The organism is Burkholderia sp. AU4i (assembly GCF_000466765.1).
Taxonomy (GTDB): Bacteria; Pseudomonadota; Gammaproteobacteria; order Burkholderiales; family Burkholderiaceae; genus Burkholderia; species Burkholderia cepacia.
Map to the genome: position 1 here is coordinate 20,238 of NZ_ASSI01000053.1, position 13,326 is coordinate 33,563.

A 13,326-nucleotide genomic window follows, 5' to 3' on the forward strand; every position below is an offset into this window, starting at 1 on the left:
CGGTGCATCACGTCACGCCAGTTCGCCCAGGCACGCGTCGAACTGCGTGACGAGCCGATCGACATCGTCGGCCGTCGTCTGCGGACACACGAGCATCATGTTGTGGAACGGCGTGATCAGCACGCCGCGATTCAGCAGGTACAGGTGCACGATGTGCTCGAGTTCGCTGTCGAGTTGCGCGCCCGCGATCGTGCCGTTGCGCGGCGGCACGGGCGCGAACTGGAACTCGGTGCGCGCGCCAATGCGCGTCACGCACCACGGCAACCCGTGTTTCGCGATCGCCTGTTCGAGCCCCGTCGCCAGCCGCGCGGCGAGTTCGAACATGTGCGCATACGCGGCGTCGGTCGCGACTTCGGCGAGCGTCGCGCGCATCGCATGCATCGCGAGCATGTTCGCGGTGAGCGTCGTGCCGATGCCCGAATGGCCGGGCGGCGCGTTCAGCTTCGCCTGCTTCGCGCGTTCCGCGAACTCGGCGCTGAACCCGTACACCGCGCACGGCACGCCGCCCGCGATGGGTTTGCCGACCACCAGCATGTCCGCGTCGAGATCGTGCGCGACCGCGTAGCCGCCCGGGCCGCTGCTGATCGTGTGCGTCTCGTCGATCACGAGCAGCGTGCCGTAGCGGCGCGTCAGTTCGCGCGCGGCCGCCCAGAAGCCCGGGTCGGGCAGCACCATCCCGATGTTCGTCATCGCGGGCTCGGCCAGCACGCATGCCACGTCGCCATCCTTCAGCGCAGCTTCGAGCGCGGCCAGGTCGTTGAATTCGACGACGCGCGTGTTGGCGAGCAGGTCGTAGGATTGCCCGAGCAGGCTGTCGCGCTGCACCGGGCGGCCGTCAACGAGATCGACGAATACGTCGTCGACCGTGCCGTGATAACAGCCGTTGAACACGACGATCGTGTTGCGGCCGGTGGCCGCGCGCGCCCAGCGCAGCACGAAGCGGTTCGCGTCGCTGGCGCTCAATGCGAATTGCCAGACCGGCAGCTTGAAGCGGCGTGCGAGTTCGCGCGATACCCATGCGGCGTCTTCGCTCGGCAGCATCGTCGTATAACCGCGCGTGGCCTGTTCGACGAGCGCGCGGGCGACCGGTTCGGGCGCGTGGCCGAACATCGCGCCCGTATCGCCGAGGCAGAAATCCACGTAGCGATGGCCGTCGACGTCGGTGAACGTCGCGCCGCGCGCCTCCTTCACATACAGCGAGAACGGCGTCGACCAGTCCTGCATCCAGTGCAACGGCACGCCGAACAGCAAGTGCTCGGATGCTTCCGCGGACAGGGCGCGGGAGACCGGCATGGCTTCGGTGAACGCTTGGCGCTCGCGATCGAACAGCGCGCGGGCGCGGATGAGGTCGACTCCGTGGCGGGAAGGCAAAGGCAGCTCCTGGGCTGTGAAGAAGGAGAAACGATAGCGCGGCCGGCGGGGGGCTGAACAGAGGCGGAATTACCGAGGCGAGGGGGCGCGAGAATATCCGCTGCGGCTGTCGAACGGTCGCGACGACATGGCCGACGCAAGGGTCGTGCTGACGGGCAAGACAGGCGGCGCGGAAATCGTATTCGGCTCCGCTCGCACGATCACGCTGGTCAAGCCCGGGCACGACGGTTTTGATGGCTACGACGAAACCCGCAACTTGAAAGTCAGCGCCCATGTGCCGGTCGTCAGCGGGGCGACCTCGACCAGCGGGAGTGATCACGGCGACCTGGTGCTGGTGTTCGACGAACCGGCTGCTTCGGCTGGGCGCGAGCCGGCGACGGGTGCGGTAGCGGCTGCCGGCGAGCAGGTCGTTGCCCCGGCGGACGGTGTCGGCCGGGGCATTTCAGTTGAAGTTTTTGCGCATAAACATACGACAACGTATTTCTAACAGCGCATTCGATGATGTGAGTGGGCACACACATTCAGCGGAGTGGTTCGGTAAAAACGGGGTAAGCGACAAATGCGTGTCCTGTTTTGATCGCATTTAGACTACGCATTGTGATGCGACGACGTATCACTCGTGATCTGCCGCCGGACGTGTCGATACCCCACGCACTGAACAACGGCACGCCGCCTGTGCCGACCGTGCAGCCGATCTCCGGCGAGACGATCAGCAACTGCGACTTCGTCACGTCGGTCGCGTCGGATACGCCGACGGTCACGTCGCCGGGCCCGATCCATGCGTTCAACGTGAGCGCGCTGACGCTGACGAACGTGACGATCGCCGGGCAAGGCAGTCAATACGACGATCACCGACAAACGGTGATGTGAGGTGAAGGTGAGGGTGAAGGGCATTCGCGTGCCGCGGTCGATGCACGCGAATACGAACCCGATTGAACGCGTCAAGCCAGCGTCTTGACCATGTGGTGTTCGTCGTAGAACCGCCCGTCGACGAACAGCGAGCGCGGTTCCGTGCCGAACCGGACGAACCCCTGCGACGCATACAGCCGCTCCGCGTTGGCATTGACCTCGTTCACGCACAGCATCAGTTGCTTGCAGCCCCACGCCTGCGCCGCATGCGCGGTCGCGCTTTCGAGCAGCGTCTGCGCGATGCCCTGCCCGCGATAGGCGGGATCGACGAACACGCCCCAGATCGTCGCCTTGTGCGCGATCTTCGCGCGCGCATCGCGGCGCACGCCGGTGATGCCGACGAGCGTATCGCCGTCGAATGCGCCGAACACGGCACGTTCATGGGTCGGCGTGATGCGTATCGCGAATTCGTCGACCGGCACCTGCGATTCTTCGTCGGGCGTCGGCAGGAAAGACGTGGGCGCGATGTCGACCGCACGAAGGCGAACGGTCTGGAAACGGGCGGCGTCGGCCGCGTCGAGCAGGCGAGTCGTGATCGTCATCGAGGGGATTCCGGTTGAGGGGCGTGCATGCCGGAGCGGGCCGCTATGGCCGCTATGACCGATATGGCCGCGGAATGCATCGTACTAATCCTAATAGGAATCCGGATCGCGCGTGTCGGCGTTCCGCGTTCCGCGTATCGCTCGCCGTGGCCGCGCCGTTGCGTTCAGATCGCGTCGCGCGGCCGTCGCGCGTCGCCGTCGACGCAGCACGCGAGCACCTCGGCATCGGCGTCGCCGAGGCTCAGGTACACGTGCCCGACAGCGCTGTCGAAGTACAGGCTGTCGCCGGCGCCGAGCCGGTACGCGTGGCCGTTCTCGAAGCGCAGTTCCAGCTCGCCGCTCAGCACGAACACGAACTCCTCGCCGCTGTGCCGGATGTAGTCCGCGAAGTCCGACAGCTTGCGCGCATGGATCCGCCCGCGCACGGGCACCATCCGCTTGCCGGTCAGGTCGTTCGCGAGCATCCCGTACGCATAGTTCGGCGTGTCGTAGACCATCTGCTGGCCGGCCGGCGTGAACGACGGCGTCATCGCGCCGGCGGGCGCGGGCCGGCCGAACATCGTGTCGAAGTCGAGCGCGAGCGCATGCGTGAGCGCCGCGAACTTGTCGTAGGTGAGCGCAATGTCGCCGCGCTCGGCCTTCGAAATCGTCGACACCGCGATACCGGAACGCTCGGACAGTTGCGCGAGCGTCAGGCCGCGTGACTTGCGCGCGTCGCGCAGCCGCGCGCCGACTGTCTGGTGGTCGAGTTGCGGCGCGGTGTCGGTGGGCGGCGGAACGGGAACGGTGGATTTGGGCATGCGGATACAGGGCGCGACGTGAATACGGGTTTTGTCGTATACGAGAATAAATTTTCTCGTATATGATAATTTCGTCGAAAGCGCCGACGGTCGGCGTGACGGCCACTCTAGCATCGGACGACGCGAAACTCGCGCGGCCGGTGCGGCCGGCCTGAACGACAGGTGCGCGACACGTGTACGAATCGTGTCCGAATCGGCACAGCTCGCCCGTGCGGCGGCGCCCCGATCCTGCGCACGCCAGCGGTCTTTCCCAGTCATTTTTCCGGCCGGTCGCGGCCGGGCCCGTGAAGGTGCAATCCATGTCCAGTGAAATCAAACGTCTGCAGACCGGCGCACGCATGAGCCAGGTCGTGATCGCGAACGGCATCGTCCATCTGGCCGGCCAGGTGCCCGATACGGCCGGCGCGCCGATCGCCGTGCAGGCGACCGAAATCCTCACGCGCATCGACGCGCTGCTCGCGTCGGCCGGCGTCGACAAGACGCGTGTGCTCACGGCCAACGTATGGCTCAGCGACGCCGCGCATTTCGACGCGTTCAACGCGGTGTGGGACGCCTGGGTGCCGGCCGGCCACGCGCCGACCCGCGCGTGCGTGCAGGCGTTGCTGATGAAGCCCGGTCTCGACGTCGAGATCGCCGTGACCGCGCTCGCCTGACGCCGGCGCCGCCCGCCCGAGGAGCCTCCCGATGACCTACGACACGCTCGTCCTGGGCGGCGGCATGATCGGCGTATCGGTCGCCGTCCATCTGCAGCAGCGCGGCCTGTCGGTCGCGCTCGTCGACCGCAAGGCGCCCGGCAACGAGACGTCGCTCGGCAACGCCGGGCTGATCCAGCGCGAAGGCGTGTACCCGTATGCGTTTCCGCGCGGCTTCGGCACGCTGCTGAAATACGCGTGCAACCGCTCGCCCGATGTCCGCTATCACGTCGGCGCGTTGCCGAAGCTGATCCCGTTCCTGTACCGCTACTGGCGCAATTCGCATCCGGCGCGCCATGCGGAGATCGCGCGCGCGTACGCGCCGCTGATCGAACATTGCGTGACCGAGCATCGCGCGCTGATCGAAGCGTCCGGCGCCGGCGCACTGCTGCGCGAAGGCGGCTGGCTGAAGGTGTTCCGCACGGCCGCGACGCGCGATGCCGAGACGCGTGACGCCGAGCGCTGGCATGCCGAATACGGCGTGACCTTCGATGCGCTCGATGCGGCCGCGCTGCGCGACGCGGAACCGAACCTGAGCCGCGCGCTGATCGGCGCACTGCGTTACACGGGCTCCGATTCGATCAGCGATCCGAATGCACTCGTCACCGCCTATGCGCGCCGCTTCGAGCAACTCGGCGGCCGCATCCTGACCGGCGACGCGCTGACGCTGTCGGCCGCGAACGGCTGGCGCGTCGATACCGCGCAAGGCCCGGTCGACGCGCGCGCGGCGGTCGTCGCGCTCGGGCCCTGGTCGGACCTGCTGTGCGAGCGGCTCGGCTACACGCTGCCGCTCGCGGTCAAGCGCGGCTATCACATGCACTACGCGCCGCAGCCGGGCGCGCGGCTGAACCGGCCCGTGCTCGACGCCGACAGCGGCTTCCTGATCACGCCGATGACGCGCGGCATCCGCCTGACGACCGGCGTCGAGCTCGGCCATCGCGATACGCCGCCGACGCCGTCCCAGCTTGCCGCCGTCGAACCGGTCGCGCGCGAGCTGTTTCCGCTCGGCGCGCGCGTCGACGGCACGCCGTGGCTCGGCCGCCGGCCCTGCACGCCCGACATGCTGCCCGTGATCGGCGCGGCGCCGCGCCACCGCGATCTGTGGTTCGCGTTCGGGCACGCGCATCACGGCTTCACGCTCGGCCCCGTGACCGGCCGGCTGATCGCCGACCTGATGACCGGCACGCAGCCGTTCGTCGATCCGGCGCCGTTTCGCGTCGAACGTTTTCTGCACGGGCGCTGAACCGGCGTCCGTGCGCTGCAGCAGGGCGGCCGGCACACGACGCCGGCCGCTCCGTCCAGCGGCCGGCCCATCCGGCTTGCCGCGACGATCAACGACTGGAGACGACATGCAACAGCACACGATGCGGCGCGAGCTCGGCGCGCGCCAGATTTCGTTCATGGCCCTCGGCATGGCCATCGGCGTCGGCCTGTTCCTGGGCTCGGCGTCCGCGATCAAGGCGGCCGGGCCCGGCGCGCTCGTCGCGTACCTGATCGGCGGCGCGATGATCTTCCTGATCATGCGCGCGCTCGGCGAGATGGCCGTGCACCGGCCGGTATCCGGCTCGTTCGGCGCGTATGCGTTCGAATACCTCGGGCCGTACGCCGGCTACGTGGTCGGCTGGAGCTACTGGCTGCTGATGGTCGGCGTCGGCGTCGCGGAGACGACCGCCATCGGCATCTACATGGGCTTCTGGTTTCCGGAGGTGCCGCAGTGGCTGTGGGTCGTGGCGGCGATCGCCGCGATCTCGGCGTTCAACCTGCTCAACGTGAAGGTGTACGGCGAGCTGGAGTTCTGGTTCGCGATCGTGAAGGTCGTGACGATCGTGCTGATGATCGCGGGCGGCGCGCTGATCGTGTTCACGGGGATCGGCCATCACGGCGAGCCGGTCGGTCTGTCGAACCTGTGGCGGCACGGCGGCGTGTTTCCGCACGGCGTGCTCGGGGTCGTGAGCGCGCTGCCGATCGTCGCGTATTCGTTCGCGGGCGTCGAGATGATCGGCCTCACGGCCGGCGAGGCGCGCGAGCCGCAGAAGATGATCCCGCGCGCGATCAACTCGGTGCTGTGGCGCATCCTGATCTTCTACGTCGGCGCGCTGTTCATCATCATGGCGCTGTATCCGTGGCACGAGCTCGGCGAGCACGGCAGCCCGTTCGTGACGACGTTCGAATCGCTCGGGCTGCGGCAGGCGGCCGGCATCGTCAACTTCGTGGTCGTGACGGCCGCGCTGTCGAGTTTCAACTGCATCGTGTTCAGCGGCGCGCGCATGCTGTCGAGCATGGCCGGCAACGGCCTCGCGCCTGCGTCGTTCGCGGCGCTGAGCGCCAGCGGGTCGCCGTCGCGCGCGGTGCGGGCGACCGTGCTGTTCATGTCGGTCGGCGTGGTGCTGAACTACGTGATGCCCGCGCGCGTGTTCGGCTGGCTGATGTCGTTCCTGTCGTTCGACGTGGCCGTGATCTGGGCAATGATCGTGCTGACGCACATGCGGTTCCGGCGCGTGCTGGCCGCGCGCGGCGAGACGGTCGCGTTCCGCCTGCCGTACGCGCCGGTCACGTCGTGGATCTGTCTCGTGTTCGTCGCGTTCGTGTTCGTGATGCTCGGCGTCGATCCGTCGACGCGCGGGTCGCTGTATGCCGGTGCGGCGGTGATGGTGGTGATGACGATCGTCTACCGGCGGTCGCGGCATCTGCAGGCGGCCGCGCGGTCGACGCGGGTCGGGCTCGGGGTCGAGCGGGTGTGACGGCCAGGCGCGCGGGCGCGGATGTCGGAGTGCGAGTGGTGGCGCGGTCGTGCGCCGGGTGCGCTGAAGGCGGATGCCGGCGCGTGCGTCATGTGCGCCGCGCCGGCACGAAGGATGAGGATGGGGTGAAGCAGGTACGCCGTCGCGCCGAACCGGCCCCGACGTCAAACGCGCGACGATGCGCCCGATCAGGTCAGGCGCACCGCATCCGAATCAATACCGCGCCAGCTGGTTGCCGTTGATCTGCACGCGATCGCCCGGCCGGAGGTTGCCCGGCGATTGCACGTCGAACGAGCGCATCGTGCCGTCGCTGACCTGCACGTCGATCCGGTAGCTGCTCGGGCCTTGCGCGGCGCCCATCTGCTGGCCGATCTGGTTGCCGGCCACCGCGCCGCCGAGCGCACCGATCACGGTCGCCGCATCGCGGCCGTGACCGCGGCCGAACTGGTTGCCCACCAGGCCGCCGACCAGCGCACCGACGACGGTGCCGGCCACGCCCGACGGGCCGACCGAACCGTTGACCGGCTGGATGTTCGAGACCGTGCCGTACTGCGTGCCGTAGCCGTTGCCGTATTGCTGCTGATTGCCGTACTGGTCATACGGCTGCGACCCGTATTGCTGCGGGTTGCCGTACTGATCGTACGGTTGCGGCGCCTGGTTCGGATACGGCTGTTGCTGCTGCACGTAGCCCGGTTGCGAATACGCGGGCTGCGCGTAGCCGGGCGTCGCGTATTGCTGTTGCTGCGGATACCCCGGCTGCGCGCCGTAGTAACCCGGCGCGACGCAGGCGGTCAGCGGAAGCGCCGCGACGGCGACGAGCGAGGCGAACAGAACGGTCTTCGTGGAAGGCATGCGCATCATGATGATTCCTGCATCGGCAACGGGTTCGCCGACGAATGCCAGGACGGGTGGCGAACTCGGCGTGAGTATAAGGAATGGCGGGTGGCGCGTCCGGTGCGGCCGGGTAACAACGTGTAAAGTCTGTTGCCGCGTAAATCGCCGCCCGGGCGGGGCGGTCGCGCAATGCGCGGCGAGGGCGGCGGCGCCCGTTCGGCAACCGCGATGACGCGGATCGACAGCGGTCCGGCGGCTTATCCTGCGAGGCAGTCGGCCCCTCGATGCCGGCGCGCGAAACGTCGGCTTCGGCGACGTCACCCGACGGGCCATCGGCATGCGGGCCGTCGCCGACGAGATCGGACCCCGCAGCCGCGCGTGGCTGGCGCGGCGTTTGCGCTGCGCATCGCGAAATCGAATGCGCGGCATCGCGACATTTAATTGGCCTCTGTCGGCGCCGTCCGATATCGTGGCCGGATTCCCTGCCAACGGTCGCGCCGGGCCGGCTGCGGTGCCTTCCCCTGTCCGCGCCGGCGACGTGCCGCGACCGCCCCACATTCCGAGCCATGACCGATCGTATCTTCATCAACGCCGTCGATGCCGGCGGCCAGCCCATCAACCTCGTCGTCCGTGACGGCCGCTTTGCCGCGATCGGCGCCGATCGTGCGGCGGCGCCCGGCGCGGAAACGATCGACCTCGACGGCCGCGTCGTGCTGCCCGGTTTCGTCGATGGTCATATCCACCTCGACAAGAGCTTCGTCGGCGATCGCTGGGTGCCGCACGAAACGGTCGGCACGCTGCGCGAGCGGCTCGCGGTCGAGAAGCGCCAGCTCGCGGCCGCGCCGCCGATCGTCGAGCGCGCGAATGCGCTGATCGCGCAGGCCGCCGCGTTCGGCACGGTCGCGATGCGCAGCCACGTCGACGTCGATGCGACGACGGGCCTGTCGAACCTGCAGGCCGTGATGGCCGCGCGCGAGCAATGGCGCGGCATCGTCGACATCGAACTCGTCGCGTTCCCGCAGGCCGGCGTCGTCACGTGCCCCGGCACCGCGGAGATCCTCGACGCAGCGGTGCGCGAGGGCGCGGACGTGGTCGGCGGGATCGACCCGACGACACTCGACGGCGACGCGGACGGCCAGCTCGACATCGTGTTCGGCATCGCCGAGAAGCGCGGCGCGAAGATCGACATCCACCTGCACGAGCCGGGCGAGACGGGCATCGCGCAACTGCTGCGGATCGCGGCGCGCACGCGCGCGGCGGGGCTCGGCGGGCGCGTGAACGTGAGCCATGCGTACGCGCTCGGTCAGGTGAGCGACGACGACGTGCGGCGCACCGCGGCGGCACTGGCCGAAGCCGGCGTGTCGATCCTGACGAATGCGCCGGGCGACTGCGCGTTTCCGCCGGTACAGCCGCTGCGCGACGCAGGCGTGCAGGTGATCGCGGGCAACGACAACATCCGCGACGCATGGTGGCCCTACGGCAACGGCGACATGCTGCAGCGCGCGATGATGGTCGGCTATCGGTCGGGCTTCTACACCGACGAAGCGCTCGGCATCGCGCTGGACATGGCGACGCATGCCGGCGCGCGCATGATCGGCAAGGAGAACTATGGAATCGCTGTCGGCTGCGACGCGACGTTCGTCGCGGTGCGTGCGCCGAATGCGGCGGCGGCCGTCGCGGGCGTGCCGGCCGAGCGCTGGGTGTTCCGCCGCGGCGAAAGCGACACGGGCGCGCCGTTCGCCCCTGCGCTGCGCTTCACGCGCTGACCGGCCTGGCCGACCTGAGCGGCGGCACGGCACGCGCCGTGCCCCGTTGCACTGACTGTACCGACCGCACTGACCGCACTGACTGACCACACCGGAACCGACATGACGAACCTGCTGATCCGCAACGTCCGCCCGAGCGCCGACGCCGCGCTCGACATCCTGATCGAAGACGATCGCATCGCGCGCATCGGCCCGTCGCTCGACGCACCCGCCGGCTGCGCGATCGAGGACGGCGCGGGGGCGCTCGCGCTGCCCGGCCTCGTCGAAGGCCATACGCACCTCGACAAGACGCACTGGGGCATGCCGTGGTATCGCAACCAGGTCGGCCCGCGCCTCGTCGACCGGATCGAGAACGAGCGCCACTATCGCGCGACGAGCGGCCACGACGCCGGCGTCGCGTCGCTCGCGCTGGCGCGTGCATTCCTCGCGGCCGGCACGACGCGTATCCGCACCCACGTCGACATCGATACCGAAGCCGGGCTGCGGCATCTGCACGGCGTGCTCGCGACACGCGAGACGCTGCGCGGGCAGGTTGAAATCCAGATCGTCGCGTTTCCTCAATCGGGCGTGCTCAAGCGGCCGGGCACCGACGCACTGCTGTCCGACGCGCTCGCCGCCGGCGCCGATCTGCTCGGCGGGCTCGACCCGTGCGCGATCGAAGGCGATCCGGTCGAGGCGGTGGACGTGCTGTTCGCGATCGCCGAACGCCATGGCCGCGGGCTCGACCTCCACCTGCACGAGCGCGGCTCGATGGGCGCGTATTCGCTCGACCTGATCCTGCAGCGCACGGCGGCGCACGGCATGCAGGGCAAGGTGACGATCAGCCACGGGTTCTGTCTGGGCGATATCGCCGAACGCGAGCGCGATGCGCTGCTTGCCCGGATGGCGGCACTCGGCGTCGGGCTCGTCACGACCGCGCCGGCGGCGGTGCCCGTGCCGCCGGTGGCCGCGTGCCGTGCGGCGGGCGTGACGGTCATCGGCGGCAACGACGGCGTGCGCGATACGTGGACGCCGTACGGGTCGCCCGACATGCTCGAACGCGCAATGCTGATCGGCATGCGCAACGATTTCCGCCGCGACGACGCGCTCGAGGTCGCGCTCGACTGCGTGACGCACGGCGCGGCGCGCGGTTGCGGCTTCGACGGTTACGGGCTGCAGCCGGGCAGCCGCGCGGACGTCGTGCTGGTCGACGCGCTGACGTTCGCCGAGGCCGTCGTCGCACGGCCGGTGCGTCGGCTCGTCGTGTCGTCGGGGAAGATCGTGGCGCGTAACGGCGCGCTGGTCTGAGTGAAACCCGAGTGAAGCATCGCCCCGGTATGATCCGGTTTTCAGCCGGATTTCCCGGGAGAAGACGATGCGACGCACGACCGCGGCACGGGCCGCACGATGGATGGCGGCGGCCCTGTTCGCCGTGAGCGCCGCGCATGCGGTGGCGGCCGGGCCGTCGGACGCGCGAACGGACGCGCAGCAGGAAGCGAACCGGCGCACGGTGCTCGCGTTCTATGAAAAAGGCCTGAACGAGAAGGATGCCGACGCCGCACTCGCGTATGTCGGCGATCGTTACGTGCAGCACAACCCGAACGCGGCCGACGGCCGCGACGGCTTCCGCCAGTTCGTCGCGTTCCTGCGCGACAAGTATCCGCGGTCGCACAGCGAGATCAAGCGCTCGTTCGTCGACGGCGACTTTGTGATCCTGCACGTGCACGCGGTGCGCGAACCCGGCACGCGCGGCAGCGCGATCATGGACATCTTCCGGCTCGAGAACGGCAAGATCGTCGAGCACTGGGACGTCAATCAACCCGTGCCCGAGCAGGCCGCGAACGGTAACACGATGTTCTGACGGGGATCGGGCGCGCGGACGTGCCGACGCGCGCGCGATCGCGTCGCATCGGCCGTGCCGGCGGCGTCGCGGCGTCCGCCCGCTTGCCGCATCCGACGTTCTCTTTCCTATTGCTCCTCGTGCTCCAGCATGGCCGCGAGCGCCTTCGTCAGTTCGCTGACCATCGGGTCGGCCGTCGGCCGATGCAGGATCGCGATGTCCATGTGTTCGATCGGCGCGAAACCCTCCTTCGCGGTCAGCACGACGTGCTCGTCCGTCACCACGCGCGCGGGCAGCACGCTGATGCCGAGCCCGTCGGCGACGGCGGCCTGGATGCCGCTCAGGCTCGACGTCGTGAAGCTGATCCGCCACCGGCGGCCGCGCTCCTCGATCGCCTTGATCATGTCGTCGCGATAGAGCCCACGCGGCGGAAACACGACGATCGGCACCGGGTCGAGATCGATCGACGGATGCGCGGCGCTGTCGATCCAGCGCAGCTTCTCCGGCCAGCGCACGACGGCCTCGCGGCTGTCGCGGCGCTGCTTGATCAGTACTAGGTCGAGTTCGCCGCGGTCGTATGCGGCGCTGATGTCGCGGCTCAGCCCGCACATCACCTCGAGCTTCACTTGCGGATGCTCGCGCTTGAATGCCGCGAGCGCATGCGTCGTGCGGCCCGCCGCGAAATCGTCGGGCACGCCGAGCCGGATCGTCAGCGCGACCGTCGCACCCGACAGCGCTTCCAGCATCTCGTCGTTCAACGCGAGCATGCGCCGCGCATAGCTGAGCACCGTCACGCCCGCGTCGGTCGGCCGCACGTCGCGCGTGCCGCGGTCGAGCAGGCGATGCCCGGCGATTTCCTCGAGCCGGCGCACCTTCTGGCTGACCGTCGACTGCGTCGAGTGCAGGCGCGCGGACGCCGTCGTGAAGCTGCCGCAGTCGGCGACCATTACGAGCGCGCGCAGCAGGTCGATGTCGAACAGGGGTCTATTCATTTCTGCACTTCTGTGGATTCGAGCATTTCATTTTCAAATGCGTGCGACGACTTTTAACATGGCCGGATGCCGTGGGCAATCGCGGTTTCGCCGGACCCGGCGCGGCGTCGTGTGGCGCCACGGGGGCGCGTGATGCATCGCATCGGCCGTGCTTCGGCGTGCGCGGCAGGCCAGGAGGACACTGGATGTTTTTCAAACGGATCGCAATCGTCGGCTCGTTTGCGTTGACCACGCTCACGTCGGCCGTGGCCGCCGCCGACGGCGGCGCGCTCGAGGGCAGGTTGCGCAGCGCGGCCGACCGGGGCGACGTGGGCGAACTGCGGCTGCTGCTCGAACGCGGCGCGCAGATCGATTCGCGCGACGGGCAGGGGCGCACCGCGCTGCTGATCGCGACACACGGCAATCGCGTCGAGGCGGCGCGCGTGCTGATCGACGCGGGCGCGGACGTCAACGCGAAGGACGCGATCCAGGACAGCCCGTATTTGTATGCCGGTGCGCGCGGTTATCTCGACATCCTGCGGCTGACGCTCGCGCACGGCGCGGACCTGCGCAGCACGAACCGCTATCGCGGCACCGCGCTGATTCCGGCGGCGGAGCGCGGCCATGTGGAGACGGTGCGCACGCTGATCGACGCGGGCGTGAACGTCGACCACGTGAACCGGCTCGGCTGGACTGCGCTGCTGGAGGCGATCATGCTCGGCGACGGCAGCGAGCGTTATGTGCGGATCGTGCAGTTGCTCGTCGACGGGCACGCGAACGTCAATCTGGCGGACTCGAACGGTGTGACGCCGCTGCAGCATGCGCGGCGGCGCGGGTATGCGGCGATCGAGCGGGTGCTGGTGGGGGCGGGGGCGCGGTAA

General features: G+C 68.9%; 13 protein-coding genes and 1 pseudogene. 9 read left to right on the forward strand and 5 right to left on the reverse strand.

All coding sequences use genetic code 11. From position 1 onward, the window contains the following. Nucleotides 1-12 precede the first annotated feature (12 nt). Nucleotides 13-1,371 carry an aspartate aminotransferase family protein gene (locus L810_RS12070; RefSeq protein WP_042974168.1) on the reverse strand — a complete coding sequence of 453 codons (1,359 nt, stop codon included), beginning with the start codon at nt 1,369-1,371 and terminating at the stop codon, nt 13-15. Nucleotides 1,372-1,498: 127 nt separating this feature from the next. On the opposite strand from L810_RS12070, the gene L810_RS12075 reads away from it, so the two are divergent. Next, a complete protein-coding gene (locus L810_RS12075) occupies nt 1,499-1,858 on the forward strand; it encodes a hypothetical protein (protein WP_021158646.1) in 360 nt (119 codons plus the stop codon). A gap of 173 nt (nt 1,859-2,031) precedes the next feature. Continuing rightward, nucleotides 2,032-2,236, forward strand: a pseudogene (locus tag L810_RS12080) (endopolygalacturonase); the annotation flags it as partial. Nucleotides 2,237-2,312: 76 nt separating this feature from the next. On the opposite strand, the gene L810_RS12085 reads toward L810_RS12080, so the two are convergent. Further along, the gene (locus tag L810_RS12085) at nt 2,313-2,822 is read right to left on the reverse strand and encodes a GNAT family N-acetyltransferase (RefSeq protein WP_021158648.1); all 510 of its coding nucleotides are present in this window, start codon (nt 2,820-2,822) and stop codon (nt 2,313-2,315) included. Nucleotides 2,823-2,986: 164 nt separating this feature from the next. Further along, nucleotides 2,987-3,622, reverse strand: coding sequence for a helix-turn-helix domain-containing protein (locus tag L810_RS12090; protein WP_042974171.1), 636 nt, complete (start codon nt 3,620-3,622; stop codon nt 2,987-2,989). Between the two features lie 299 nt (nt 3,623-3,921). Between L810_RS12090 and L810_RS12095 the strand changes: the two genes are divergently transcribed. The 3 genes from L810_RS12095 to L810_RS12105 all read left to right on the forward strand — a co-directional run bounded on the left by L810_RS12095 (nt 3,922) and on the right by L810_RS12105 (nt 7,055). Further along, the gene (locus L810_RS12095; protein ID WP_042974203.1) at nt 3,922-4,275 is read left to right on the forward strand and encodes a RidA family protein; all 354 of its coding nucleotides are present in this window, start codon (nt 3,922-3,924) and stop codon (nt 4,273-4,275) included. Nucleotides 4,276-4,306: 31 nt separating this feature from the next. Next, the gene (locus L810_RS12100) at nt 4,307-5,557 is read left to right on the forward strand and encodes an NAD(P)/FAD-dependent oxidoreductase (RefSeq protein ID WP_021158651.1); all 1,251 of its coding nucleotides are present in this window, start codon (nt 4,307-4,309) and stop codon (nt 5,555-5,557) included. A 106-nt stretch (nt 5,558-5,663) separates the two neighbouring features. Next, nucleotides 5,664-7,055, forward strand: a complete 1,392-nt coding sequence (locus L810_RS12105; RefSeq protein WP_021158652.1) for an amino acid permease — start codon at nt 5,664-5,666, stop codon at nt 7,053-7,055. A gap of 213 nt (nt 7,056-7,268) precedes the next feature. Here L810_RS12105 and L810_RS12110 read toward each other — a convergent pair whose 3' ends face one another. Beyond that, a complete protein-coding gene (locus L810_RS12110) occupies nt 7,269-7,916 on the reverse strand; it encodes a glycine zipper 2TM domain-containing protein (RefSeq protein ID WP_021158654.1) in 648 nt (215 codons plus the stop codon). A 539-nt stretch (nt 7,917-8,455) separates the two neighbouring features. Here L810_RS12110 and L810_RS12115 point away from each other — a divergent pair. The 3 genes from L810_RS12115 (at nt 8,456) to L810_RS12125 (ending at nt 11,495) form a co-directional block, all read left to right on the forward strand. Continuing rightward, nucleotides 8,456-9,655 carry an amidohydrolase family protein gene (locus L810_RS12115; protein WP_042974172.1) on the forward strand — a complete coding sequence of 400 codons (1,200 nt, stop codon included), beginning with the start codon at nt 8,456-8,458 and terminating at the stop codon, nt 9,653-9,655. 102 nt (nt 9,656-9,757) lie between these two features. Next, nucleotides 9,758-10,942 carry an amidohydrolase family protein gene (locus tag L810_RS12120; RefSeq protein WP_042974175.1) on the forward strand — a complete coding sequence of 395 codons (1,185 nt, stop codon included), beginning with the start codon at nt 9,758-9,760 and terminating at the stop codon, nt 10,940-10,942. Between the two features lie 67 nt (nt 10,943-11,009). Continuing rightward, the gene (locus L810_RS12125) at nt 11,010-11,495 is read left to right on the forward strand and encodes a nuclear transport factor 2 family protein (RefSeq protein ID WP_021158655.1); all 486 of its coding nucleotides are present in this window, start codon (nt 11,010-11,012) and stop codon (nt 11,493-11,495) included. 107 nt (nt 11,496-11,602) lie between these two features. Here the strand turns inward: L810_RS12125 and L810_RS12130 are convergent, their stop codons facing one another. Further along, a complete protein-coding gene (locus tag L810_RS12130; protein WP_021158656.1) occupies nt 11,603-12,466 on the reverse strand; it encodes a LysR family transcriptional regulator in 864 nt (287 codons plus the stop codon). A gap of 185 nt (nt 12,467-12,651) precedes the next feature. Between L810_RS12130 and L810_RS12135 the strand changes: the two genes are divergently transcribed. Beyond that, nucleotides 12,652-13,326 (forward strand): ankyrin repeat domain-containing protein, encoded by a 675-nt coding sequence (locus tag L810_RS12135; protein ID WP_021158657.1) that lies wholly within the window; start codon nt 12,652-12,654, stop codon nt 13,324-13,326.

What these genes read in the sequence shown, in the direction of transcription:
- L810_RS12095 (WP_042974203.1), top strand. Translation starts at nt 3,922, where the DNA reads ATGTCCAGTGAAATCAAACGTCTGCAGACCGGCGCACGCATGAGCCAG.
- L810_RS12135 (WP_021158657.1), top strand. Translation starts at nt 12,652, where the DNA reads ATGTTTTTCAAACGGATCGCAATCGTCGGCTCGTTTGCGTTGACCACG.
- L810_RS12125 (WP_021158655.1), top strand. Translation starts at nt 11,010, where the DNA reads ATGCGACGCACGACCGCGGCACGGGCCGCACGATGGATGGCGGCGGCC.
- L810_RS12110 (WP_021158654.1), bottom strand. Translation starts at nt 7,916, where the DNA reads ATGATGCGCATGCCTTCCACGAAGACCGTTCTGTTCGCCTCGCTCGTC.
- L810_RS12075 (WP_021158646.1), top strand. Translation starts at nt 1,499, where the DNA reads ATGGCCGACGCAAGGGTCGTGCTGACGGGCAAGACAGGCGGCGCGGAA.
- L810_RS12120 (WP_042974175.1), top strand. Translation starts at nt 9,758, where the DNA reads ATGACGAACCTGCTGATCCGCAACGTCCGCCCGAGCGCCGACGCCGCG.
- L810_RS12130 (WP_021158656.1), bottom strand. Translation starts at nt 12,466, where the DNA reads ATGAATAGACCCCTGTTCGACATCGACCTGCTGCGCGCGCTCGTAATG.
- L810_RS12115 (WP_042974172.1), top strand. Translation starts at nt 8,456, where the DNA reads ATGACCGATCGTATCTTCATCAACGCCGTCGATGCCGGCGGCCAGCCC.
- L810_RS12105 (WP_021158652.1), top strand. Translation starts at nt 5,664, where the DNA reads ATGCAACAGCACACGATGCGGCGCGAGCTCGGCGCGCGCCAGATTTCG.
- L810_RS12085 (WP_021158648.1), bottom strand. Translation starts at nt 2,822, where the DNA reads ATGACGATCACGACTCGCCTGCTCGACGCGGCCGACGCCGCCCGTTTC.
- L810_RS12100 (WP_021158651.1), top strand. Translation starts at nt 4,307, where the DNA reads ATGACCTACGACACGCTCGTCCTGGGCGGCGGCATGATCGGCGTATCG.
- L810_RS12090 (WP_042974171.1), bottom strand. Translation starts at nt 3,622, where the DNA reads ATGCCCAAATCCACCGTTCCCGTTCCGCCGCCCACCGACACCGCGCCG.